General features: G+C 65.8%; 21 protein-coding genes. 11 read left to right on the top strand and 10 right to left on the bottom strand.

Going from position 1 to position 22,645, the window contains the following annotated elements; all coding sequences use genetic code 11:
• Positions 1 to 26: 26 nt before the first annotated feature.
• A complete protein-coding gene (locus J2T07_RS04275; RefSeq protein ID WP_306847537.1) occupies positions 27 to 443 on the bottom strand; it encodes an HIT domain-containing protein in 417 nt (138 codons plus the stop codon).
• A complete protein-coding gene (locus J2T07_RS04270; protein WP_306847534.1) occupies positions 440 to 1,111 on the bottom strand; it encodes a dienelactone hydrolase family protein in 672 nt (223 codons plus the stop codon). The genes J2T07_RS04275 and J2T07_RS04270 overlap by 4 nt, the downstream gene beginning before the upstream one ends.
• 610 nt (positions 1,112 to 1,721) lie before the next feature.
• Between J2T07_RS04270 and J2T07_RS04265 the strand changes: the two genes are divergently transcribed.
• The 6 genes from J2T07_RS04265 (at position 1,722) to J2T07_RS04240 (ending at position 6,392) form a co-directional block, all read left to right on the top strand.
• Positions 1,722 to 1,940 (top strand): hypothetical protein, encoded by a 219-nt coding sequence (locus tag J2T07_RS04265; RefSeq protein ID WP_306847533.1) that lies wholly within the window; start codon positions 1,722 to 1,724, stop codon positions 1,938 to 1,940.
• A 4-nt stretch (positions 1,941 to 1,944) separates the two neighbouring features.
• On the top strand, positions 1,945 to 2,292 hold the full coding sequence (locus tag J2T07_RS04260) for a hypothetical protein (RefSeq protein ID WP_306847531.1): 348 nt from the start codon (positions 1,945 to 1,947) through the stop codon (positions 2,290 to 2,292).
• Between the two features lie 337 nt (positions 2,293 to 2,629).
• A complete protein-coding gene (locus tag J2T07_RS04255) occupies positions 2,630 to 3,691 on the top strand; it encodes a hypothetical protein (protein ID WP_306847529.1) in 1,062 nt (353 codons plus the stop codon).
• A gap of 13 nt (positions 3,692 to 3,704) precedes the next feature.
• Positions 3,705 to 4,001: a hypothetical protein gene (locus tag J2T07_RS04250; protein WP_306847527.1), complete on the top strand. Its 297-nt coding sequence runs from the start codon at positions 3,705 to 3,707 to the stop codon at positions 3,999 to 4,001.
• A 261-nt stretch (positions 4,002 to 4,262) separates the two neighbouring features.
• Complete coding sequence (gene rimO, locus J2T07_RS04245; RefSeq protein ID WP_306847525.1) at positions 4,263 to 5,588, top strand: 30S ribosomal protein S12 methylthiotransferase RimO; 1,326 nt, start codon at positions 4,263 to 4,265, stop codon at positions 5,586 to 5,588.
• A gap of 6 nt (positions 5,589 to 5,594) precedes the next feature.
• The gene (locus J2T07_RS04240; protein WP_306847523.1) at positions 5,595 to 6,392 is read left to right on the top strand and encodes a DUF3025 domain-containing protein; all 798 of its coding nucleotides are present in this window, start codon (positions 5,595 to 5,597) and stop codon (positions 6,390 to 6,392) included.
• A 72-nt stretch (positions 6,393 to 6,464) separates the two neighbouring features.
• Here J2T07_RS04240 and J2T07_RS04235 read toward each other — a convergent pair whose 3' ends face one another.
• Positions 6,465 to 7,100: a response regulator transcription factor gene (locus tag J2T07_RS04235; RefSeq protein ID WP_306847522.1), complete on the bottom strand. Its 636-nt coding sequence runs from the start codon at positions 7,098 to 7,100 to the stop codon at positions 6,465 to 6,467.
• An 84-nt stretch (positions 7,101 to 7,184) separates the two neighbouring features.
• On the opposite strand from J2T07_RS04235, the gene J2T07_RS04230 reads away from it, so the two are divergent.
• Positions 7,185 to 10,766: an ATP-binding protein gene (locus tag J2T07_RS04230; protein WP_306847520.1), complete on the top strand. Its 3,582-nt coding sequence runs from the start codon at positions 7,185 to 7,187 to the stop codon at positions 10,764 to 10,766.
• Here the strand turns inward: J2T07_RS04230 and greB are convergent.
• From greB to J2T07_RS04215, 3 genes are read right to left on the bottom strand one after another with little or no spacing between them, the layout of a single operon-like run.
• On the bottom strand, positions 10,716 to 11,216 hold the full coding sequence (gene greB, locus J2T07_RS04225) for a transcription elongation factor GreB (RefSeq protein ID WP_306847518.1): 501 nt from the start codon (positions 11,214 to 11,216) through the stop codon (positions 10,716 to 10,718). The genes J2T07_RS04230 and greB overlap by 51 nt on opposite strands.
• Complete coding sequence (locus tag J2T07_RS04220; RefSeq protein WP_306847516.1) at positions 11,213 to 12,475, bottom strand: hypothetical protein; 1,263 nt, start codon at positions 12,473 to 12,475, stop codon at positions 11,213 to 11,215. The genes greB and J2T07_RS04220 overlap by 4 nt, the downstream gene beginning before the upstream one ends.
• A 2-nt stretch (positions 12,476 to 12,477) precedes the next feature.
• A complete protein-coding gene (locus J2T07_RS04215; RefSeq protein WP_306847514.1) occupies positions 12,478 to 13,977 on the bottom strand; it encodes a helicase HerA-like domain-containing protein in 1,500 nt (499 codons plus the stop codon).
• 134 nt (positions 13,978 to 14,111) lie between these two features.
• Between J2T07_RS04215 and J2T07_RS04210 the strand changes: the two genes are divergently transcribed.
• A complete protein-coding gene (locus J2T07_RS04210) occupies positions 14,112 to 15,638 on the top strand; it encodes a transglycosylase SLT domain-containing protein (RefSeq protein WP_306847512.1) in 1,527 nt (508 codons plus the stop codon).
• 9 nt (positions 15,639 to 15,647) lie between these two features.
• Here J2T07_RS04210 and J2T07_RS04205 read toward each other — a convergent pair whose 3' ends face one another.
• The 3 genes from J2T07_RS04205 to J2T07_RS04195 all read right to left on the bottom strand — a co-directional run bounded on the left by J2T07_RS04205 (position 15,648) and on the right by J2T07_RS04195 (position 18,038).
• Positions 15,648 to 16,094: a hypothetical protein gene (locus tag J2T07_RS04205; protein WP_306847509.1), complete on the bottom strand. Its 447-nt coding sequence runs from the start codon at positions 16,092 to 16,094 to the stop codon at positions 15,648 to 15,650.
• A 128-nt stretch (positions 16,095 to 16,222) separates the two neighbouring features.
• The gene (gene asd, locus J2T07_RS04200) at positions 16,223 to 17,077 is read right to left on the bottom strand and encodes an archaetidylserine decarboxylase (protein ID WP_306847506.1); all 855 of its coding nucleotides are present in this window, start codon (positions 17,075 to 17,077) and stop codon (positions 16,223 to 16,225) included.
• 43 nt (positions 17,078 to 17,120) lie between these two features.
• Complete coding sequence (locus J2T07_RS04195) at positions 17,121 to 18,038, bottom strand: LysR substrate-binding domain-containing protein (protein ID WP_306847505.1); 918 nt, start codon at positions 18,036 to 18,038, stop codon at positions 17,121 to 17,123.
• Positions 18,039 to 18,163: 125 nt separating this feature from the next.
• Here J2T07_RS04195 and J2T07_RS04190 point away from each other — a divergent pair, with 125 nt between their 5' ends.
• The 3 genes from J2T07_RS04190 to J2T07_RS04180 all read left to right on the top strand — a co-directional run bounded on the left by J2T07_RS04190 (position 18,164) and on the right by J2T07_RS04180 (position 20,671).
• Positions 18,164 to 18,898, top strand: coding sequence for an SDR family NAD(P)-dependent oxidoreductase (locus J2T07_RS04190; RefSeq protein ID WP_306847503.1), 735 nt, complete (start codon positions 18,164 to 18,166; stop codon positions 18,896 to 18,898).
• A 7-nt stretch (positions 18,899 to 18,905) separates the two neighbouring features.
• The gene (locus J2T07_RS04185) at positions 18,906 to 19,115 is read left to right on the top strand and encodes a tautomerase family protein (RefSeq protein WP_306847501.1); all 210 of its coding nucleotides are present in this window, start codon (positions 18,906 to 18,908) and stop codon (positions 19,113 to 19,115) included.
• Between the two features lie 119 nt (positions 19,116 to 19,234).
• Complete coding sequence (locus J2T07_RS04180; protein WP_306847499.1) at positions 19,235 to 20,671, top strand: catalase; 1,437 nt, start codon at positions 19,235 to 19,237, stop codon at positions 20,669 to 20,671.
• An 18-nt stretch (positions 20,672 to 20,689) separates the two neighbouring features.
• Here J2T07_RS04180 and J2T07_RS04175 read toward each other — a convergent pair whose 3' ends face one another.
• Entirely contained in the window at positions 20,690 to 22,642 is a 1,953-nt protein-coding gene (locus J2T07_RS04175) for a CocE/NonD family hydrolase (RefSeq protein ID WP_306847498.1), read from the bottom strand.
• Positions 22,643 to 22,645: the final 3 nt, after the last annotated feature.

Raw genomic sequence — 22,645 nt, 5'->3', positions numbered from 1 at the left:
GTGGCAGGTCGCCGTCTCCCGGTTGGCTACGAAAGGCCCAGCCGGGCCCTGAGTGCGTCCACCCGCCGCTCGGCTTCGCCATCGGCATAGGCCTCGGCCGCGCCATGCCCCCAGACGGGCCCCGGCCATGCCGCATCGCCAGCGACCCGGGCCACCACGTGTACGTGAAGCTGGCGGACGATGTTACCCAGCGCGCCGATGTTGAGCTTGTCGCAGGGCGCCACCGCGCGCAGGGCCTCGCCGGCGGTGTCCACTTCGCGCCACAACGCCGCGCGTTCGTCCGGCGGAAGGTCGGCCACCTCCACCATGCCGTCCCGGCGCGGCACCAGTACCAGCCAGGCGTAGCGACGGTCGCGCATCAGCAGCAGCCTGCACAGGGGCAAGTCGCCCACGTGGAGCGTATCGCCGGCGAGGCGAGGGTCCAGCCCGAACGGGGGACTCACTTGAGTTCGCGGGCGAAGAAGGCCAGGGTCCGCTCCCAGGCGAGCTTCGAACTCGGTTCGTCATAGCTGGCGCGGGCGTCGCAATTGAAACCGTGGTCGGCCGGATAGACCCAGGTATCCATTTCCGGTTTCAGTTCGCGGTGCTTTTCCACCATCTCCGGCGGGATCGAATGGTCGCGCTCGCCGAAGTGGAAGATCACGTTGGCCTTGGCCGGTTCAGGCAGGAAGGGGACGTTCCTCGAACCGTAGTAGCTCGACGAGGGCAGGCCGAGGCGCAAGGCGGCCAACACGGCCACCGTGCCGCCCCAGCAATAGCCGACCGTACCCACCTTCACCTTGTATTGGTCGGCGATGAGACTGGCGGCGATGGCGCTGTCCTGCATGGGCCGGAGCAGGCCGAGTTCGGCGATCAGCTTGCTGCCTTTCTGCACGCCTTCATGGTCGTAGCCCAGTTCCACGCCTTTTTGCACGGGGTCGAACAGGGCGGGCGCGATGGCGACATAGCCCTCCGCAGCGAAGCGGTCGGCCACGCTGCGGATGTGCGCGTTCACACCGAAGATCTCCTGGATCACCACGATGCCGCCCTTGGGCGCGCCCGAAGGTTCGGCCAGGTAGGCGTCCATGCTTTCGTGGGGGCGGGAGGTGTCGAGGATCAGGGTGCGGCCCATGGGGCGGATCTCCGTCGGGGTGGGGTAGGGAGCACGAAGGTTAACCGGGAGGCCGTGTCTGTGGGAGCCGACCCTGTCGGCGATCCCGCGGCAGCGGGCCAGTTTCTTGCGCCGGCTCGGCTTTGCCCTTGCATTGGGATGCGCGGGGCAGAGCCGTCGGCCGCCACCCTCGTCGCTCCGGTTGCACCGTCGCTCGGGAAGGGAGGCCGCTGCGCGGCCATGTTCTATGGCTGGCGCCCCGTCGCGCCGAGGGCGGCGGCCGACGGCTCTTCCGGGCACTGAGGTGTCGTGGGGCACAAGCAATGCCCGCGACGTGGGGCAAGCCGTTCCGTGTCAGCCCCACGCGGGTGAGGCTGATACGGCCAGTCGTATGCCGCACGTGGCGGGCTTTGCTCTTCCACCAACCCCCGGCAGCGCCCTGCGACGCACACGACCAACGCGAGGGCGAAGCCGAGCCCCGCACCAGGCGGAGCCAGGAAATGCGGGACGAGTTTATAGTGCGCGGTTTCCTCTCTCCGGCACTCACGGCAACGTCCCAGGCCGCTCCCAAAGTCGGATTCGTTTCGCTCGGCTGCCCGAAGAAAATCCAGCGAAGTATTCCGACATCGTCGTGAATTACACCATCGCAGGGGAGCATAAGCTGGCCGAAGGCTACGTCATGCGCTTCGGCGAAAAAAACAGCGATGGCACAACCACCCTTCGCAGTTATGGTGAAGGCAATGACTGGCACCAGAATCCACTGCTGCAAAGTATTTGGGCACCCCAGGTCGAACAGACGTGGCAAAAGAACCAGCATGACATCATCGACAGCCAACAGTTTGCGGAGTAGGCCCGTGAAGATCGCTCTGTTCTTGGTTCTTGCATGCTTTGGCCTAGCCGCGAGCTACGCGACGTTCAAAATGCGCTACGGCTGGTACCAGGTGAATGAGGACGCCCATTTCCTTGACATCGGCTTCCTCACGGGCGCCGGTGTGATAGTGAGTCTATGGGCGCTTTTTCCGAGTCGTGTGGCTGTTGCCGTCGTCGGCGCAGTGATCTTCGTGTTTCCGCCGGTGCTAAAGCAAGAGACGTTTGCCGCCATGGATATTCCCTTCGCCGCCCTATCGCTGTTTCTGATCGCATTGCTCGTCCTTGTCACCCATTTACGGCGAGTTTGGATCGGGTATCGCCTGACAAGCTAGCGTTAGCAAGATTGTCTTTTTCAGTGCCGGGGGCTGTAGGGACTTTGGTCGCCTAGGCTCCGTTGGGATAGGGCCTCGGTCGCGGGCGGTGGCATAGCGCATTGGAATGCCAATCACGTCACAGAACGCGACTGCCGAAAAAGGGCTTTTCGCAAGGTTTCTTGTAGGCGAATGCCTACTCGACGCGTTAGGCGCCCATGCACGTCAGCCCGTTGAATGGAAACTCTGAACGGACCGCCGCACGTTTTCGCGAACTCGCGTTTTCCTGCCGGGTTGGCGCAGTCATCGCCTGCAAATACGGTCTTCCTTGCAGGGGGATTTTCAAGGAAGTGAATTCATGAAGAATCGTATTGCACTCGCAGCCGCCATCGCGCTGGCGACGTCCGCCGTCAGCGCGATGGCATTTGCCGGCTCTACCGCGCCAGTCACCGTTAGATCCGACCTCATGCCGGTCTGCGATGGTGGCGATGGCGGTGGTGACCCGTGGGCGGACCTGCGTACCGCAGGGACACCTAAATCATTGAATCTCACTGCGAGCATTCGGAGTGGCCTAACCACACACGCGCCGACCGGTGCATCGGTGAGGGTCATTGGTGCGGACGAGAAGAGCGTGGATAACAACTTCGGTGACGTGATCGAAGCCAACTTCGCCGCCGCTTCGACCGAGCAATTGATCGGCCGATTATCTGACAAAGAACTTGCAGCGATCGCGAAGCACTACCAGCGCACGCGCGGCACACACGACACGCCGCTGCTTTCCACCTTCGCGAAGCGATTGAGCGACAAGGCCCTATTGCGCGTCGCCCGAGCGTTCGATAGCGCCGCAGTGCGTGCGGCTGTCACAAAATATTCGGGTAACGCGGTGCGCGCATCCTTTGCCGCGCAGGTGTCCACGGTGCAGCCTGACTTGCTCCCAGGTGGCGGCGAGGAGGGTGGTGGCGGTGGCTCGGCAGGTGGTGGGAGCACGGGCGGAGGCAGCGCGGCGGCCGCCCCGACCACGGACATGACGCTGGAGGAGATCTACCTTGATTTCCGCACCGCTCCTGTCGGCAGCCTGAGCCCCGCAAGTGCACTGTCCGAGACAACGCTTTTTGCCTCTCAACGCGTGTTGCCCGCCGCGGCGGCAGGCACCGCGATCGGGACGGGAATCAACTACCTGATCGAAAACTACGACCCGAGCCTGAGTGACGCGATCGGCGGCACGATCGCGGGTAGCATCGAGGCCGCCCAGGCGGCTATCACGGAAGTAGAGCGTGGCCATTACCAATCGGCCTACGACGCCTTGTTCGGGTATCCCGTCACCAATACAGGAGGTGCGACGGTGCAGTTCGATGCGGACTGGAACGTCGCGGAGCCGATGCAGGAGTACTATGACGCCGGTGGCGGCTGCGGTTGGTAACGGGAGAGATGCGATGAATACGGCTGGATCAACAAGAAGCGCCACTGCTCTGGCCGTCGTTTTCGCCGTGGGCGGTGTCGCCTACGCCTTGTGGCGACCGACGCCAGCCAATTTCCTAATCATGGCATCGATGCTACTGCTCGCATGGAACATGGCGTTTACGCCGGGGCCGCCTTTGGGCAACTCGATTCGAGGGGTCTACACGCAGGCTCGGGCGGGGACATATCGCACACCCATGACGGCAAAACTCGTGACCGTCGCGGCGCTCGTGCTGTTCGTGGCTGGTATTTACCTGAACTTGACGCAATAGAAAGTAGTTCAGGCGCAAGCCGGTGATGATGTCAGGGGATATCTCCTTTCCTTTGCGGCGCCCTAGGTGACATGCCGCTGGCGGAAGGCGCTCAGGCCCTCGTCCGGGAGGGGCAGGGCCTGTCGAGCACCAGGTCTCGATCGCGCTCACCGTTCGACGCACTGTGCCTGGCGGTCTGCGCCGTGACCAGTGCACTGTCGAGCATCGCTGAATCGCAAATAGCTGTATACTATGCCGTTTTTAGCCTTGAATACACCTGCCATGAACGCTTCAGCCCGAGTCGGAAACCGTATTGGCATAGTATCCTTGGGCTGTCCGAAGGCGCTCGTCGATTCCGAACGCATCCTCACCCAGCTCAAGGTCGAAGGCTACGAGATCGTCCCCAGCTATGGCGAAGCGGATGCCGTGGTGGTCAATACCTGCGGATTCATCGATTCCGCCGTGCAGGAATCGCTCGACGCCATCGGCGAGGCGCTGCACGAGAACGGCAAGGTGATCGTCACCGGTTGCCTGGGCAAGCGCGAATCGCTGATCCGCGAAAGCTATCCGGACGTGCTCGCGATTACCGGCCCGCAGGACTACGCCAGCGTGATGAGCGCCGTGCACACGGCCCTGCCGCCCACGCGAAACAAGTTCATCGACCTCGTGCCCGACACGGGGGTGAAGCTCACGCCCAAGCACTACGCGTATCTGAAGATCTCCGAGGGCTGCAATCATCGTTGCAGCTTCTGCATCATCCCTTCGATGCGCGGCGACCTCGTCAGCCGTCCGGTCGACCAGGTGTTGCTCGAGGCCGAGAAGCTGGTGAAGGGGGGCGTGAAGGAGCTGCTGGTGATCTCGCAGGACACCAGCGCCTATGGCGTGGATGTCCGCTATGCCGAGCGCGAGTGGCGGGGCAAGGCCTATCGCACGCGCATGACCGAACTCTGCCAGGGCCTGTCGGAACTGGGCGCATGGACACGCCTGCATTACGTCTATCCGTATCCGCACGTCGACGAGGTCATGCCGTTGATGGCGGAGGGCAAGATCCTTCCGTATCTCGACATTCCGTTCCAGCACGCCAGCCCGCGCATCCTCAAGCTCATGAAGCGCCCGGGCAACGTCGACAAGACGCTGGAGCGCATCCAGAACTGGCGTCGCCAGGTGCCGGACCTCACGATCCGCAGCACCTTCATCGTCGGCTTCCCCGGCGAGACGAACGAGGAGTTCCAGGAGCTGCTCGACTTCCTGCGCGAGGCGGAACTCGATCGCGTGGGTGCGTTCGCCTACTCGCCGGTGGACGGCGCGAACGCCAACGAACTGCCCGGGCAGATCGACGAGGAACTGAAGGAAGACCGTCTGGAGCAGTTCATGGCCGTGCAGGCGGAGATTTCCGCCGCGAAGCTGCAACGCAAGGTCGGCAGGACGATCAAGGTGCTGGTCGACGAGATCGACGCGGAAGGTGCTTGGGGCCGCTCCAGCGCCGACGCGCCGGAGATCGACGGTGCCGTGCGCATCGACGACGGCCAGTTGCTCAAGCCGGGCCAGTTCATCGACGTGGTCGTGGAAGAGGCCGACGCGCACGACCTCTACGGCCGCCTGGCCTGAGCCACCATGCGGCACGTGGCGCCGACGCGGGATGCGCTGGACCGGCGCGTGCTGGCGTCACCGCCGCTGTCGCACTGGTCACGTTTCGCCGGCTTCGTCGAAGGCGAGGCATGGCCGGACGTCGAGTCCCTGAACAGCCTGTGGCCCGGCCCGTCGGGCTTTCGCTTCGCGAGGCAAGACGCCGCGTTGCTCGCCGACGGATTGCACTATGAGGAACGCATCGCGCGCCTCGGCGCCATCGCCACGCGGCCGGACAACTGGCACGACCTCTTCAACGCTTTCGTCTGGCTGCGCCACACCGCGTTGAAGCGCGCGTTGAATGCGCGGCAGATGGCGGAAATCGGAGTGATGGGGCCACGCGAACGTTCGCGTCCGCAGTGTGCGCTCACGCACTTCGACGAAGCCGGATTGATCGTGACGCTGCGCGATCCGGCCATGCTGGTCGCATGGGATGCGCACGACTGGCATCGTCTGTTCTGGACGCATCGCGAGGCATGGTCGAGCGGTGAAGCGCGTGTCGACGTCTTCGGCCACGCCTTGCTCGAGCATGCGCTCACGCCGGGAAAGCTGCTGGTGGGCAAGGCGCTGGTGGTGATGGGCGAGGCGGATGCCATTGCGTGTTGCGCGGAAGCGATCGCCGCCGGTGTCGCTCTCCGCGATCCACAGGAACTCCGTCCGCTTCCGGTGTCGGGTGTTCCGGGATGGCATCCGGAGGCCGGGAACGAGGCCTTCTACATGAGCGCGCCGTGCTTCCAGCCGCTGCGGCCCGGCCGCGTCTACCCGCCACCGCTCAGTTCGCGATAGCCAAACCCGCGTGGTTAGCCGACTTCAGTGGTCGGCTCCCACCAGTCTTCCAGCAGTCCGTTGCAGAGGCCCTTACACCAGGCCGTGGTCTCGCGCGTATTCGCCTAGCAGGCTGTCGTGATCCACACCCAGCTTGCGCATCGCGTCGCGCTTCTGCCGGCTGATCGTCTTCACGGATTTCCCTTCGCGGTCGGCGATCTGCTGGAGCGACATGCCGTTGACGAACATACGGATCACTTCCGTCTCGCGCGGTGACAGCGGCGCACCGGGCATCGCTTCGGAGGCGTCGTCCGCCTCGTTGAGGATGTCGAGCAGCGTTTCGCTCAGGTAGGTTTCGCCGTCCGCCACGGCACGGGCGGCGGTCGCCAGTTCGTCCATGGGGGCGCGTTTGTCCACGATGCCGCGCACGCCGCGGTTGAGCATGGACTGCAGCGCGGCGGGGCGGTTGATCATCGTCAACACCACCAATGCAAGCTGCGGATGTTCCTTCACGATCGTCTCGATCAGGGCGAAACCGTCGTCTTGCCGATCGCTCGGCATGAGAAAATCCGTAATAACGACGTCGCAAGGACGCTCGCCCAACATGGCCAGCAACTCGTCCGCGGCCTTGGCCTCGCCCACGACGTCGATGTGCGCGTTTCGCAGCGCAAGGGCGCCGCCGACGAGAACCAGGGGGTGATCGTCTGCCAGAATGACCTTCAGTGGCATGCCTTGTGTTCTCCTTGTTTCATTACACACAGCGAACTTCGAACCGATTATGCCCATGATGGTTCCCCTGACGAAGCCTGCGATGTGATCCGACGCCTGATCCTGCTTTTCCTGGTCTGCCTGGCCGGCCCCATCCGGGCCATGCCGGATGGCGCGCTTTCGCGTGAAGACGCGGATTGGCTACGCCACCACCCGGTACTCACCGTCGGCGCCTATCGCGAGGGCTATCCGCCTTTCGACGAGCTGCGCGACGGCGAGCTGGAGGGCCTGGGCCCGGATTACCTGCGCGAGATCGCCCGCGACCTCGGCGTGACCTTGCAGACCCGGGTCTACGCCACGTGGCCCGACCTGCTCGCGGGCCTGGCCCGTGGCGAGATCGACGTCGCCACCTCGGTCACCCCACTGGAACTGGGCATGCCGGGCATCCGCGTCGGTGCCACCTACTTCGAGTCCCTGCCTTCGTTGGTGGAACGCGCGGACGCTCCCATCGTCCACCGGCCGGGCGACCTGCGCGGCAAACGCCTGGCCGTGCACGCGGGCTACTTCGACATGGCGGCGCTGCGCCGGGAACTGCCGGAAACCACCCTCGTCGAGACGAAGTCGACGGCCGATGCGTTGGCCCGGGTACGTTCGGGCGACGTCACGGCGTATCTCGACAATCCTTATTCCGCCCGTGAATTCGTGGCCCGCCTGGGGTACGAGCGCGAGCTTCGCGTGGGCGCTCCGCTGGCGTTGCCGATCAGTGCGCTGGCATTCGCCGTCCCGGCCGACCGCGCGCCGCTCGGCCGTGCCATCGACCACGCGGTAGGCGAGCTGACCGCCGCCGACCATGGCCGGCTCCGCGCCCGCTGGGTCGGCCGCGATATCGCACCGCGACCCCGGCAGACCGACATCCCGCTCAGCGAGAAGGAAAAGGCCTGGCTGAACGCCTTGCCGCCTTTGCGCCTGGGCGTGGACCCCAGCTACGCGCCTTTCAGCCTGCTATCGGGGCAGGGCGAGGCGGAAGGCCTGGCGCTCGACTACGTGCGCGAAATCGCCGCCGAACTGGGCATCCGCCTGACCCAGGTGCCCAGCGAAAACTGGATGGGCACCGTGGAGAGGGTGGAGCGGGGCGAGGTGGACCTGGTCGCCGCGATCAATCCGCAGAGCGCCACGTCACCGTACCTGGAGCCCAGCGTTCCCTACCTCGACTTCCCGATCATGATCGTGACGCGCGAAGGCGCGCCAACGATGGCCGGCCGCGACGATCTAGCCGGAAAGCGCGTGTTCGGCAACGTCACCCGAGAGCCGATCCGGCGCCTGCTGGCACGCATTCCCAACGTGCAGACCATTCCCGTCGATACCGAGGCCGAAGGCATGCGCCGGCTGGCGGCAGGCGAGGGCGACGCTTTCGTCGGCAACCTCGCGTCGGTCGATTACCACATCCGTGAGACCTTCCTCGGCCAGTTGAAGGTCGCGGCACCCACCGGAGACACCGAAGCCATCGCGGTGGGCGTGCGTCACGACCTGGCTCCCTTGTTGCCCCTCGTCAACCGCGTTCTCGTCAATCTGCCCACGCACCGCCAGCAGGAAATCCGCAACACCTGGTTCGCATCCCACTACGTCGTCGGCCCGACCTGGCGCGAGGTCGCCGGCCGCGTGCTGCCATTCGTCGCGGTGCTGCTGATCTCGCTCGTCGCCATCAGCTACGCCTATCTCAACCTGCGCCGGGAAACCCGCCGGCGCGAGCGCACCGAGCGGCGGCTCGCCGAAGTCACCGCCCACGTTCCGGCGGTGGTGTACGAGGCCGTGCGCGGCACCGATGCCGCCTATGCGATGAGCTATGTCGGCGGCGACCCGCAGCGCATCCTCGGCATGGAGCATGGCGACCTGCTCGCTGGCGACGCGACGATGCTCACGCCCGTGGCGGACGAGGATCGCGAGAAACTGCGCGAGGCCTTCGAACGGTCCGCGCGCGAACTCACGCCCTTGCACGTGACGGTGCGTGCGCAGGTCGGCGGACGCATCCGTTACCTCAGTTCGGATGCCGTGCCGCTCGCGGCGGCGGATGGCAGCGTGCGCTGGAACGGTTACTGGGTGGACGTCACCGCGCAGGAACTGGCGGCGCGCGGGCTGGCCCATGCACGCGACGAGGCCGAGGCCGCCACGCAAGCCAAGAGCGACTTCCTCGCCACGATCAGCCACGAGATACGCACGCCGATGAACGGCGTGATCGGCTTGCTCGACGTCCTCGAGCGCACGCGCCTCGACGACGGGCAACGCAAGATGGTTTCCACGATCGAGCACTCGGCCGAAGCGTTGCTGCATATCCTCGACGACGTCCTCGACTTCTCCAAGATCGAGGCCGGTCATCTCACCCTCGACCCGCAACCGTCGGACCTGCGTGCGATCGTCGAGGGCGCCGTCGCCATCCTGGCGGCCCAGGCAGAAGCGAAGGGCCTGTCGCTGCGCATGCATGTCGATCCCGACCTGGCGCCGGCGGTCGTCGTCGACGACGGTCGCCTGCGCCAGGTCCTGCTGAACCTGATCGGCAACGCGATCAAGTTCACCGCCAGCGGTGACGTGGCCGTGGAGGTGCACGTCGACGAGCGGCACGGTTCACGCCAGCGTCTGCGCATCGTCGTCGCGGATACCGGTATCGGTATCCATGCCGCGAAACTGCGTCATGTCTTCGCACCGTTCAGTCAGGCCGAATCGTCGACGACGCGGCGTTTCGGCGGAACAGGCCTGGGCCTGAGCATTTCCCGGCGGTTGATCGAGCGCATGGGCGGGCATATCGCCCTGGACAGTGAGCCGGGCCGCGGCACGATCGTGAGCGTGACGCTGGAAGTCGCGGTGGCCGATGCGCCCCGCGTGCCGGATGAAGCCGCTTCACCGGCGTCACTCCTACCACAAGGCGAGCCGGACAAGGCGCGCATCCTGTTGGCCGAGGATCATCCGGTGAACCAGGAACTGGTGCGCGTGCAGCTGGCCTTGCGTGGCTATCGCTGCGACATCGTCGACGATGGCGTGGCCGCGCTCGCCGCCCTCGAACTCGCCGACTACGACCTGCTCCTGGTCGATTGCCACATGCCGCACATGGACGGCTACGCGGTGGCGCGTGAAGTGCGCCGACGTGAAGCGGGAACCGGGCGACGCCTGCCCATCGTGGCGATGACCGCCGACGCGCGTGCCGACCAGCGCGATATCTGTCTTGCGGCCGGCATGGACGACCTGCTGCGCAAGCCCATCCGCCTGGAAGCCTTCCACGCGACGGTCGCGCACTGGCTCGCCAGGGCCGGACAGACCTTGCCTGCGATCGACATGGACCGGATGCGCCGGGCGTTCGGCTCGGACGAGAACGTCGCCCGGGTGATCCGGGCCGGCGTGGACACCACGCGCGAGGCGCTGTCGCGGTTGCCCGAGGTGCTCGACAGGGCGGGACGTGAGGAAGTCGCGGGATGGATACACCATGTGCTCGGTGGCGTGAATGTCTTCGGTTACTCGCCCGTCGGTGAGGAAGGCGAGCGCCTCGAACTGGCGCTCCGCGAAGGCGCCGAGGTCGACATCATCGCCATCGACGCCTTCGCGTTCCGCGTGACGCGATTCGCCGACGGCCTCGAACAACTCGCACGCTCAGTCGTAGCCGACGGCGATCACGGCGAAGCGGGTGCGACCGCCCGGTAGTTCGGCGTCGAATTCGTCGTCCACGCGCTTCTTCAGGACAGCGCGGGCGAGGGGCGAATCGATGCTGATCCAGCCGCGTCGCGCGTCGGTTTCGTCGGGGCCCACGATGCGGTAACGCACGGTGTCGCCGGTGTCGACGTTTTCCAGTTCGATGGTCGCACCGAAGAAAACGGCATCGCGCTGCGAAGGTGCGGCCTCCACCACCTTGAGCACGGGAATGCGCTTGCTGAGGTAACGCGCACGGCGGTCGATCTCGCCGAGCTGTTTCTTCCGGTAGGTGTATTCGGCGTTCTCCGAACGATCGCCTTCGGCTGCCGCGGCGGCGAGCGCCTTGACCACCTCGGGCCGGACCGTGTGCCACAGGTGGTCGAGTTCGGCCTTCAGGCGTTCGAAGCCGTCGCGCGTGATGATCGCCGTCGAAGACGGCGAGGGCGGACGCCAGCGGCTCATGGCGAGACCTTCCGGGTGGGTGCGGGTGTGGCCAGCAAGGCCTCGATGTCGCGCGCGAGCGGATGGTCCGGATAATCGGCAAGGAGCTGGCGCGCCAGGGCAGCGGCCTCCGCGGGCTGGCCAAGACGATCGTGCATGCGCACGGCCAGCAACCCGTAGTGCGGCGCGCCCATGTCGCGCGGCCAGCGGCGCACGTAACCCTCGGCCAGGTGCAGGGCGAGCCGTGACATGCCGCCGTGTGCCGCGGTGTCGGCAAGCGGCCCGCAGGTGACGGTGTCGTCGGGAAGAAAGGACGGATCGACGTCGAAGCAATCCTGCACCACGCCGAGCGCCCGTCGCGACTCGCCACCGGCGACCAGCGCCGCGATCCATATCTGGCCGTGCACGAGCAGTTCCGGCAACCGCCCTTGCATGCGCAGCAGTTCGCGATAACGCAGGTGCAAGCCGGGCGGGGCCACGCCCTCGCGCAGGCGTTCGGTGAGGATGTCCGTGGCACCGGGAACGTCGTCCCGGGCGATCAGGTTCACATGCGAGAGCAGCGCGCCGTCGTCGTCGGGTTCCGTCACGGCGGCGATCGCCATCGACTCCGGCTGGTAGCCGAGCACTTCGTGCTTATGGTGGATCAGCGCACCCATCAGGTGGAAGTTGTAGACGGTGAGGTAGTTGGCGACGAGGTAGTAACCCAGCGTGCCGAAGAAGGTGGGACCATGATCTTTCATCGCGTATTGGGCGGCGGCCTGGAGCAGGCTGCTGGCCAGCATGATCGCGAACAGCAGGAGGTAGCTGCCGCCGAGGCGTCCGACCGCCTGGACCCAGATGGCGGGATTCAAGGCGGCGCCGACCCCGTCGAAAGTCAGCGACATCGTGATCACGGGCAGCACGAAGGCGAACACCAGCGAGACAAGCAGCCCCGGTACACCGAAGAAGATCGGCGCGAGCACCGCGATGGCATTGCCTGTCAGCTGGATCAGGATCAGCGCGATGCTGGTCCCGTCCGTCGTATGGATCGCCATCTCCGGCGGGTCGGCGTAGCCGTCGGCGGTGTGCCGCAGGCATTCGAAGGCATACGTGTAGAGCGCCATCCAGCCGATGCCGATCACCAGCAGCTTCAACCCCGTCACCGGCAGGAAGGCGATCGCCTCGAATAGCGTGATGGCACCGATCGTGAGCGGCGCCGCGCCACGCATCGGATAGCGCCATCCGATGCGGATGCGCTCGGCGAACGGCGTGCCGGCATCCGCCAGTTCGTGGCGTGGCACGCTCAGCGCTTCCCGCCGAAGATGCTGCCCAGGATGCCGCGCACGATCTGCTGGCCCGCGCGCGAGCCCGCCGTGCGCACCATCGACTTGGCCATGGTCTCGATCATGCCCTGGCGGCGCTTGGTGCCGAAGACGGCGTCGCGCACGGCGCCGCCCCAGCCGCTGTCGCCAGCCTCGTCCTTGCCGGCCGGCTTCACCGGCGGCGCGTCGTCCGCGCTCTTTTCGCTGGCGCGGACGGCGAGGCGTTCCTGCGCGGATTCGCGGTTCACCAGGGTGTCGTACTTGCCGCCCACGGGGGAGCGCGAACGCACGGCGGCACGCTCTTCCGGCGTGATCGCCCCGATCCGGCACACGGGCGTCGCCACCAGCACTTTCTGCACCGGCGAGGGAACGCCACCGTCGCCGAGCGTGGAGGCCAGGGCCTCGCCGGTGCCCAGCGTGCCTATCGTCTCCACCACATCGAGCTTGGGATTGCGGGCGAAGGTCTCGGCGGCGGCCTTCACCGCTTTCTGGTCACGCGGCGTGAACGCACGCAGCGCGTGCTGCACGCGGTTGCCCAACTGGCCGAGGATCTCGCCCGGCACGTCGTCCGGGTTCTGCGAGCAGAAGTACACGCCCACGCCCTTGGAGCGGATCAGGCGGACGACCTGTTCCACGCGTTGACGCAGGGCGGGCGGCGCGTCGTCGAACAGCAGGTGGGCCTCGTCGAAGAAGAAAACCATCTTGGGCACGTCGAGGTCGCCGACCTCGGGCAGTTGCTCGAACAATTCCGAGAGCAGCCAGAGCAGGAAGGTGGAATACAGGCGGGGTTTCAGGATCAGCGTGTCGGCGGCGAGCACGCTGATGACGCCGCGGCCACTCATGTCCTGGCGCATCAGGTCGGCCAGCTCCAGCGCCGGTTCGCCGAAGAAGGAATCCGCGCCGTCCTGTTCCAGCTTCAACAGCGCCCGCTGGATCGCGGCGACGCTCTGCGCGCTGATCAGGCCGTAGCGTGCGGAAATGTCCTTGGCATGGTCGGACGCGAAGCCGAGCATCGCGCGCAGGTCGGCGAGGTCGAGCAACAACAGGCCTTCGTCGTCGGCCACGCGGAAGACCACTTCCATCACCCCTTCCTGGGTGTCGTTGAGCTCCAGGATGCGCGAGAGCAGGGTGGGGCCCATCTCCGACACCGTGGCGCGCACGGGGTGGCCCGACTTGCCGTAGATGTCCCAGAACACCACCGGGTTGGCCTGCGGCTTCCAGTCGGTGAGGCCGAGTTTGGCCAGGCGGACAGCCAGCTTTTCAGAGGGCGCACCGGCCGCCTGGGACAGTCCGGCCAGGTCGCCCTTGGCATCGGCGAGGAAACAGGGCACACCCAGCTTCGAGAAGCCCTCGGCCAGCAGCATGAGGCTCACCGACTTTCCGGTGCCGGTGGCTCCGGCGATCATGCCGTGGCGGTTGCCGTAGCGGGAGTCGAGTTCGACGGCCGTTTCGTCGTTCCGGCCGATCAGGATCGTGGGCATGGCTTCGTCCTTAAGAATGTCCTGAACAAGTGTACGCAACGATGCGCCGTTACGGAGAAAAGTCCCGCCTGCCGCTTGAGTCCCGGAGGCGCCGGCAGTAACGTGGCCGGCATTGTCCGACCCTGAGTAAGTGCATGTCTGTCCGCGTCCCGCGCCCCCTCCTGATCCTGCCCCTGGCGATCCTCGCCGGCTGCGCCTCGAGCGGCGCCCCCCGTTCCGGCAAGGCCACGCCTGAGGTCAACGCGTTGTACGACCGGATGAACCAGGCGAGCAAGGGGTACGAGGCCTCGATCGACCAGGCACGCCGCGGTGACACGCCGGCAGCGGCACAGACGCGCAAGCAGGCGCTCGACCAATTGAAGGATGCATCGGCCCGCTGCGCCCTCACACCGGGATGCGACCAGCAGCGTTTCGCGGCGGTGTTCGACCGCCTGCTGCGCCTGAAGGACGGCAGCTTCATCGAAGGGGAGGACGCGGACGAGGCCGAGCAGGGTTCGGAAGCCGGGGAGCAGGCAGGCGATGTCGCCGGTTCGGTCGCGGTCGGCACGCTGCCGCAGGCGCAACGCGCTGTCACCATGCTCAAGGGCCAGCAGTTCTCGGATCTGATGGTGATGAACGGCCCCGTGAAAGCCGCGCTGGAAATGTGGCTTACGCAGCTGCGTCCGAATCTGATGGATGCCTACGTCAACTACCAGATGATGCGCTACAAGATGTGGCCGGCCTACAAGAAGGCCGACCTGCCGGAAGCGCTGCTCTTCGGCATCATGGCGAAGGAATCCGGCGGCAAGGTACACGCCGTGTCGCGCTCGGGCGCTTCGGGCCCGTTGCAGTTCATGTACGCCACCGGGCTGCGCTTCGGTCTGTCCAACACCGATGGCTTCGACCAGCGTTTCGATCCGACGATGGCGGCGCAAGCCAATGCGGAGTACATCGACGAACAACTCCGCGCCTTCAACAACAACCTCGAACTCACCCTCGCCGCGTACAACGGTGGCGAGGGCCGCATGCGCCGGATCGCGGCGACAAGCCCCGGGGCCAGTTTCTACGACCCGCAGATCTACGGCCAGATGTCGGCGGAGACGCGCGACTACGTGCCGATGGTGCTCGCGGCGGCATGGCTGTTCCTGCATCCGGACAGCTATCACCTCACCTGGCCCAAGATCGATGGCGAGCCGGGCCAGATCGTGCTGAAGCGCCCCGCGTCGATCAGCGAACTCACCGTATGCCTCGGTTCCGCCCAGGGCATGCCGGAAGGCTGGTTCCGCACCTTGCGCAACCTCAACCCGCGACTCGATCCGCAGATCAGCCAGCCGGTAGGCGCGCGCCTGGAGGTTCCCAAGCAGTTGGAGAAGGCCTATGCCGCTACCTGCACCGACGGTCCGTGGCCGATCCTCGCCAGCGATCTGCACAACGCCGTGAAGATCGTCGCGCCACCGCCGCCGGCCGCCACTTCGGCTGCGCTGGCCAATGGGCCGTCCGCTCCGTCGTCGAAACCGTCGTCCACCGCGTCGAGGAACTACACCGTGCGCCGGGGCGACACCTTGGTCAGCATCGCGCGCAAGAGCAGTTGCGCCGATGTCGAAGACATCGCGCGGATGAATCGTCTGAAGGGACACCAGTTGAGGGTGGGGCAGGCGATTCGCGTGCCGGTCTGCCGCTGAGACGGGCGTTTACGCGACAGCGTGCGGCTCGTTTGCCCACGCCGTGGCCGTGCCGCGACGCTCCAGCGCCGACAATTCCTTGATCTGGCGCATCAGGCGCAGGATCTGCCGGTGCAGGTCTTCCATGTTGGGGCGCCGCGAATCCAGGGTCTCGTGATAGACCGAGGCGATCCACAGCGCGACACCGCGCGTGGCGATCAACGGGTTCTCCGAGCGTGCCTTGCCGAGGCCGATATCCGGCCCATGACCGTAGGTGCTGTAACGCTCTTCGGGCGGGGTGCCGTAGAGATGGGGAAAGTCGCAGGCCGCGGCCTGTTCCATCTCGCGCCGGACCAGTTGCTGCAGGTCCGCGTGGGCTCGCACCGGCAAGGCCAGGACGACACGTTCGATATCGGCGAGTTGCCGGCGAAGGCGGATTTCGCGATTGACGGCGATGAGATGGGTGACCAGACGCATGGACTACTTCCCCTAGTACGGATGCTTCTTGCGGTCCCGTGCCCTCTCCCGAAGGGCGGCGGAACGTCGAGAATACGCTGCCGATGCGTCAAATGTAAGACGTTTTCGTCACATTGTGACGCGTTCCGTCATTGCTCCGCGCTGGTACCCGTCCAGGTTCCGATCCGTTGTCCGACCATAACCTGTTGTTGTGGCACGAGTTCGTCCAGGGTGTAACCCTCAGGCAACAGGAGGATGACGGTCGATCCCATGTTGAAGCGGGCCATCTCGGCGAAGCGTTCCAGCGTCACGTCGCGGCCACGGCAGTCGTTGCGGATGATGTCCGAGGCATACGGCGGGATCGCCATGCCGTCCCACACGGTGGCCACGCTGGAGACCAGGATCGCGCCGACCATGACCGACACGAAAGGGCCGTGTTCGCCCTGGAAATGGCAGACGAGGCGCTCGTTGCGCGCGAACAGCCGCGGAATGGCTTCGACCGCGAACGGGGCCACGCTGAAGATGCGGCCCGGGACATGCGTGGTACCGGTGAGCTTGCCCTCGAGCGGCATATGCACGCGGTGGTAGTCGCGCGGCGACAGGTAGATGGTGACGAAGCTGCCGTTGCGGAACGGTGCGGCCGCGGCCTCGTCGCCCAGCAGTTCCGCCGCGCTGTATTCCTGGCCCTTCGCCTGGAAGATACGGCCGTCACGGATACGTCCGGACTGGCTGATCCGTCCGTCAGCCGGCGAGAGGATCGCCTGCGGGTCCGGATCGGCCGCGCGCGCGCCGGCCTTCAGCTTGCGGGTGAAGAACGCATTGAAGTGCTGGTACGCGAACGGGTCCGGCTGGGCGGCCTGGCTCATGTCGACGGCATAGCGCTGCACGATCTCCCGAATGAGAAAATTCTTCCATGGAGCCCACTCCCACCGGGTCGCCTGGTAGACGATGCGCGAGAGGAAGCGGTGCGGGAGGATGTACTGCAGCAGGACATTGGGCTTCATGCGCAGGAGTATAGGTGGGAGCGGACCCTGTCCGCGATGCCCGTTACCGCTCCATCCCCACCCGGGCGGTCAGGAAATCGATGAACGCGCGCACGCGGGGCGGCACGAACCGGCTGTGCGGATAGAGCAGGTTGTACGGGCGGGTGCGTCCTGCCAGTTGCGGCAACACCTCCACCAATGAACCTTCGGCGAGATCCTTTTCCACGATGAAACGGTAGGTCTGGAAGATGCCCGCGCCCGCACGGGCCAGCGTCACGCCGCCGAGCACGTCTTCCGACACGGTGAACGCGCTTTCGGCCTCGAATTCGACATCCTCGCCGCCGTCGCGAAACAGCCAGGGGATGCGCCGGCCGCTGCTCGGCAGGTCGAACTGGATGCACTCGTGCGACGACAGGTCGTCGAGCGATCGCGGCACGCGACGCGTTTCCAGATAGGCGGGAGTGGCGACCAGCACCAGCGGCGCATCTTCCAGGTGGCGCAGGATCAGCGTGGAATCCGCCTGTGGACGCACACGGATCGCGAGGTCGAACGCTTCGTCGGAAAAGCCGATGTTGCGGTTGCTGATGTGCATGTCGAGGCGTACGTCCGGATGCTCGCGATGGAAGTCGGGCAGCATCGGAAGCAAACGATAGTGCGCATACGTGGTCGGCACGCTGATGCGCAACCGTCCCGATACCTGGGCCTGCTGGCCGCTGGCGAGTCGCTCCGCGTCGGCGAACTGGGCCAGCGCCTGCCGGCATTGCTCCATGTAGACGCGGCCCGCATCGGTGAGGCGGATCTGCCGCGTGCTGCGGACGAACAGGCGCACGCCGAGGCGCGCCTCCAGCCGGGCGACCGAACGGCTGACCGCCGCGGGCGTCACGCCCGCAGCGGTGGCCGCGGCGGTGAAGCCACCCAATTCACCGGCAAGGCAAAAGAGTTCGATGCTGCCGAGCATCAAGTCGTCGAATTGCCTGTGCATGGATTACACCATGTAATGATTCAATTGCTTCTGATCTTATTTATGTGCGCCGGGCGTGGCAATAGATTGTCAACCAGCCCGGGGCCACCGCTCCGGAACCCTCACCATCTTTCGGAGCAAGCACCATGAGCACCCGTCAAACCGTCATCGTCACCGGCGCTTCCAGCGGCCTCGGTTTCGCCATCGCCAAGGCTTTCCTCGGCCTGGGCTACAACGTGGTCGGCAACGGCCGCAGCCAGGCTCGTCTCGACGAAGCCGCCATCGCGCTCGGTAACCCGGACCGCTTCCTCGCGGTCGCCGGCGACATCGCCCTGCGCGACACCGCCGAGCGCCTGTTCGACCACGCCATCGAAGCGTTCGGACAGGTGGACGTGCTGGTCAACAACGCCGGTATCTTCATCGCCAAGCCCTTCGCCGAGTACACCACCGACGAGATCGACACGCTGATCGACACCAACCTGCGCGGCTTCATCTATCCGTCCCAGGTCGCGGCGCGCCACATGTCCGCACGCAAGAGCGGCCACATCGTCAACATCACGGCAAGCCTCGGCTTGCAGCCGGACCGGAACGTGCCGTCCGCATTGCCCGTGCTGATCAAGGGTGGCCTCAACGACGTCACGCGCGGCTTGGCGATCGAACTGTCGCCCTACAACGTCAAGGTGAGCGCGGTCGCCCCCGGGATCATCGAGACGCCGATGCACGCGCCGGAGACCCATGGTTTCCTGAGTGGCTTGAACCCGATGGGCCGGCTGGGCCGCCCCGAGGACATCGCCGAAGCGGTCGTCTACCTCGTGACCAGCAACTTCACCAATGGCGTCGTGCTGCCGGTCGATGGCGGTTCGAGCGCCGGCCGCTGGTGACGCCGTCATGCCCTATGTCAACGTTCGTATCACTCGTGAAGGCAACACACCCGCGCAGAAGGCCCAGGTGATCGCGGAGATCACCGAAACACTCGAGCGCGTCCTGGGCAAGTCGCCGGAACTGACCCACGTCGTGATCGATGAGGTCGCGATGGAGGACTGGGGATATCGTGGCGTGCCGACATCGCAATTGCGGGGACCGAACCCCGGCACGTAGCGGATGCGGCGGCCCGGGCGGTGACGTCCGGGCCGCCGGTCCTTCGCGACGGGGAGATTCCGTCCAAGCCAGCCGGCGCCTTGCCGGTGATCCTTCGGGTTTTGGCAAGGACCGAATCCATGAGCAAGCTCACCACCGAGTTCGGCGCCCCCGTCGTCGACGACAACAACACCATGACCGCCGGCCCACGCGGGCCGGCCCTGTTGCAGGACGTCTGGTTCCTGGAGAAACTGGCTCATTTCGACCGTGAAGTGATTCCCGAGCGGCGGATGCATGCCAAGGGCGCGGGTGCCTTCGGGACCTTCACCGTCACCGGAGACATCACGAAGTACACGCGGGCGAAGATCTTCTCGGAGGTGGGCAAGACGACCGGGATGGTGGCGCGATTCTCCACGGTGGCCGGTGAGCGTGGCGCCGCGGACGCCGAGCGCGACATCCGCGGCTTCGCGTTGAAGTTCTACACCGAGGAAGGCAACTGGGACCTCGTCGGCAACAACACGCCGGTGTTCTTCATCCGCGACCCGCTGAAATTCCCCGACCTCAACCATGCGATCAAGCGCGACCCGCGTACGGGCCTGCGCAGCGCCGATAACAACTGGGATTACTGGACCCTGCTGCCCGAGGCGCTGCACCAGGTCACCATCGTGATGAGCGAGCGCGGCATCCCGAAGTCGTTCCGCCACATGCATGGCTTCGGCAGCCACACCTATAGTTTCATCAACGCGAACAACGAGCGTTTCTGGGTGAAGTTCACCTTCAAGACCCAGCAGGGCATCCAGAACCTCACGGATGCCGAGGCGAAAGAGGTCGTCGGCAACGACCGCGAAAGCAACCAGCGCGACCTGTACGAGGCGATCGAGCGCGGCGAGTTCCCTCGGTGGACGATGTACGTGCAGATCATGCCGGAAGCCGAGGCCGCGACGACGCCGTACAACCCGTTCGACCTCACCAAGGTCTGGCCGCATGGCGACTATCCGCTGATCGAGGTCGGCGTGATGGAACTCAACCGCAACCCGGAGAACTTCTTCCAGGACATCGAGCAGGCCGCCTTCGCCCCCGCGGTGATCGTGCCGGGCATCGGCTTCTCGCCGGACAAGATGCTCCAGGGCCGCCTTTTCTCCTACGGTGACACGCAGCGCTACCGCCTCGGGGTGAACTACGCGCAGATCCCGGTCAACGCCGCGCGCTGTCCTGTGCATGCCTACCACCGCGACGGTGCGATGCGCGTGGACGGCAACGGTGGCGGATCGACCCATTACGAGCCGAACAGCCATGGCGCCTTGCAGGCGCAGCCCGATTTCTCGGAGCCGCCGCTGCATATCGCCGAGACCGCCGCCGCGCGCTGGAACCATCGCGAGGACACCGATTATTTCTCGCAGCCGAGGACGCTCTTCGAGCGGATGAGCGCGGCGCAGCGGCAAGTCCTTTTCGATAACACCGCCCGTGCGATCAAGGGCGCCTCGGCACCGGTCGTGCAGCGTCATATCGCCAATTGCACCGCCTGCCATCCCGAGTATGGCAAGGGCGTGGCGGAGGCGATCGCGGCGCTGGGTTGACCGGCGCCGCGACGGCCGCTACGGGTTCGCGGGGACGACCGGCAACTCCAGGTAGGTGCCGTTCTCCCCGTCGCGAACGATCTTCTGCGTCGCCTTGCGGTAATCGCCGGGCTTCGCATTGAAGATGTTCGGCACGAAGGTCTGCGGGTTGCGGTCGTACAGCGGGAACCAGCTCGACTGGACCTGCACCATCACCCGGTGCCCGGGCTGGAACACGTGGTTCACCGTCGGCAGCGGGAAGCGGTATTCGAGCGGCTTGTCCGGTACCAGCGCCATGGGCTTGTCATAGCCCTCGCGATAGCGGCCACGGAAGATCTCCATGGCGACCGGCAGTTGGTAACCGCCCATCGACGGCTTCTCCTCCACCTCGTCGGGATAGACGTCGATCAGTTTCACCACCCAATCGCTGTCCGTGCCGCTGGTGGATGCGAGCAAATGCACCAGCGGCTCGCCGGATACGCCCATGGCCTTGTCGAGCACGGGCGATACGTAGGTGAGCACGTCGGTACGGGTGGCGAACTGGCGCTGGTCGTCCACGAGCCATTCCGGCCAGGAATCCTGGCGATCCGCCACGCCGTGCGACCACGACTGGATCGGTCGTACACGGTAGGGCACCGGCTTCGCCGGATCGGAAACGTATTCGTCTTCACCCTTCGCGGGCGCCGTCGTGGCAAGGCCACCGTCGGCTTCGACGAACCAGCGCTGCATGGTCGGGGCGCACCCGGTGCGGCAGGCCGAAGGCCAGGTGTCGAGCTGGCGCCAGGTGTTCTCGCCGGTGACGAAGGCGTTGACCGGCGCGATGTCCGCCTTCGGCGCAGCGTCCTTCAGGTATTGGGCGAGGAAGGGGCGGAGGATCTTCTGGCGGAACGTCGTGCCCGTATCGCTGCCCAGATCGATCGCGCCGATGGTGTCGCCCTTTTCCCAGGTCTTGGCGTGACGCCACGGACCCAGCACGAGCCACAGTTTCGTGTGCCCGGGGTCGCGCGGTGCGAGCGCGCGATACACCGCCATGTCGCCGTAGTTGTCTTCCTGGTCCCACAGGCTGTGCACGAGCATGGTCGGCACGGTCATCGGCTCCTTCGCCGCGACCTTGTCGATGGCCTGGTCGGACCAGAAGCTGTCGTACGCGGGGTGGGCGAGCAGTTTCTGCCAGAAGCCGAGTGCCTCCATGCCGTAGGCCCGGCCGATGTCGCCGGCGGAACCGCCACGCAGGTACAGGTCGTAGTCGTCACGGTAGCCCGTGGTCCAGCCGATGTCGCTGCCGCGCGAGTTCACCATGCCGTAGATGTAGGGAATCATCTGTTGGCGGAACGCGCCACGATGGAACCAGTCGTCGCCCATCCAGCCGTCGATCATTGGGTTGATCGGCACGGCCACCTTGAGCGCGGGATGCGGACGGATCGTGGCGACCATCGCCTCGAAGCCGTCGTAGGAGATCCCGATGATGCCGACCTTGCCGTTCGACTCCGGCACGTGCTTCACCAGCCAGTCGACCGTGTCGTAGATGTCGGAGGACTCGTCGACCGGGGTAGGGTTGCCGTGTCCGATCGGCGGCCGGTTCATGACGAAGTCGCCTTCGGACCCGTTCTTGCCGCGGATATCCTGTATCACGCGGATATAGCCGTCCTGGACGATGATGTCGGCCGGATTGTCGTAGCCGCGCAGGGCGGGGCCCAGGTGCGGGCTGTCGCTGCGATGCCCCATGCCGTCGGCACCATAAGGCGTGCGCGTCAGCAGGATGCCCGCGTGCGTCGTGCCCTTGGGCATGAGGATCACGGTATGCAGCTTGACGCCGTCGCGCATCGGGATCTCGACCGTGCGGCGCACGTAATCGAAGCCGGGGTTCGTCGGCGTGAATTTGGCCGGCGTCTCCGTCGGCAGGTCTTTATAGGTCTTTTCGCCGCCGACCGCCGGGGTCGCGAAGACCCCGGCGGCAAGCGCGACGATACCGAGTCGCAGTAGTGGATGCATGGG

The sequence above is a fragment of the Luteibacter jiangsuensis genome, from assembly GCF_030812295.1.
Classification (GTDB): domain Bacteria; phylum Pseudomonadota; class Gammaproteobacteria; order Xanthomonadales; family Rhodanobacteraceae; genus Luteibacter; species Luteibacter jiangsuensis_A.
Note: the sequence above shows the minus strand (reverse complement) of the source record. Positions and strands in the feature narration are given on the sequence as shown.

Coding starts and splice junctions, on each gene's coding strand:
- J2T07_RS04185 (WP_306847501.1), top strand. CDS start 18,906: ATGCCCTATGTCAACGTTCGTATCACTCGTGAAGGCAACACACCCGCG.
- J2T07_RS04270 (WP_306847534.1), bottom strand. CDS start 1,111: ATGGGCCGCACCCTGATCCTCGACACCTCCCGCCCCCACGAAAGCATG.
- J2T07_RS04255 (WP_306847529.1), top strand. CDS start 2,630: ATGAAGAATCGTATTGCACTCGCAGCCGCCATCGCGCTGGCGACGTCC.
- rimO (WP_306847525.1), top strand. CDS start 4,263: ATGAACGCTTCAGCCCGAGTCGGAAACCGTATTGGCATAGTATCCTTG.
- J2T07_RS04250 (WP_306847527.1), top strand. CDS start 3,705: ATGAATACGGCTGGATCAACAAGAAGCGCCACTGCTCTGGCCGTCGTT.
- J2T07_RS04175 (WP_306847498.1), bottom strand. CDS start 22,642: ATGCATCCACTACTGCGACTCGGTATCGTCGCGCTTGCCGCCGGGGTC.
- J2T07_RS04235 (WP_306847522.1), bottom strand. CDS start 7,100: ATGCCACTGAAGGTCATTCTGGCAGACGATCACCCCCTGGTTCTCGTC.
- J2T07_RS04205 (WP_306847509.1), bottom strand. CDS start 16,094: ATGCGTCTGGTCACCCATCTCATCGCCGTCAATCGCGAAATCCGCCTT.
- J2T07_RS04210 (WP_306847512.1), top strand. CDS start 14,112: ATGTCTGTCCGCGTCCCGCGCCCCCTCCTGATCCTGCCCCTGGCGATC.
- J2T07_RS04180 (WP_306847499.1), top strand. CDS start 19,235: ATGAGCAAGCTCACCACCGAGTTCGGCGCCCCCGTCGTCGACGACAAC.
- J2T07_RS04190 (WP_306847503.1), top strand. CDS start 18,164: ATGAGCACCCGTCAAACCGTCATCGTCACCGGCGCTTCCAGCGGCCTC.
- greB (WP_306847518.1), bottom strand. CDS start 11,216: ATGAGCCGCTGGCGTCCGCCCTCGCCGTCTTCGACGGCGATCATCACG.
- asd (WP_306847506.1), bottom strand. CDS start 17,077: ATGAAGCCCAATGTCCTGCTGCAGTACATCCTCCCGCACCGCTTCCTC.
- J2T07_RS04195 (WP_306847505.1), bottom strand. CDS start 18,038: ATGCACAGGCAATTCGACGACTTGATGCTCGGCAGCATCGAACTCTTT.
- J2T07_RS04240 (WP_306847523.1), top strand. CDS start 5,595: ATGCGGCACGTGGCGCCGACGCGGGATGCGCTGGACCGGCGCGTGCTG.
- J2T07_RS04215 (WP_306847514.1), bottom strand. CDS start 13,977: ATGCCCACGATCCTGATCGGCCGGAACGACGAAACGGCCGTCGAACTC.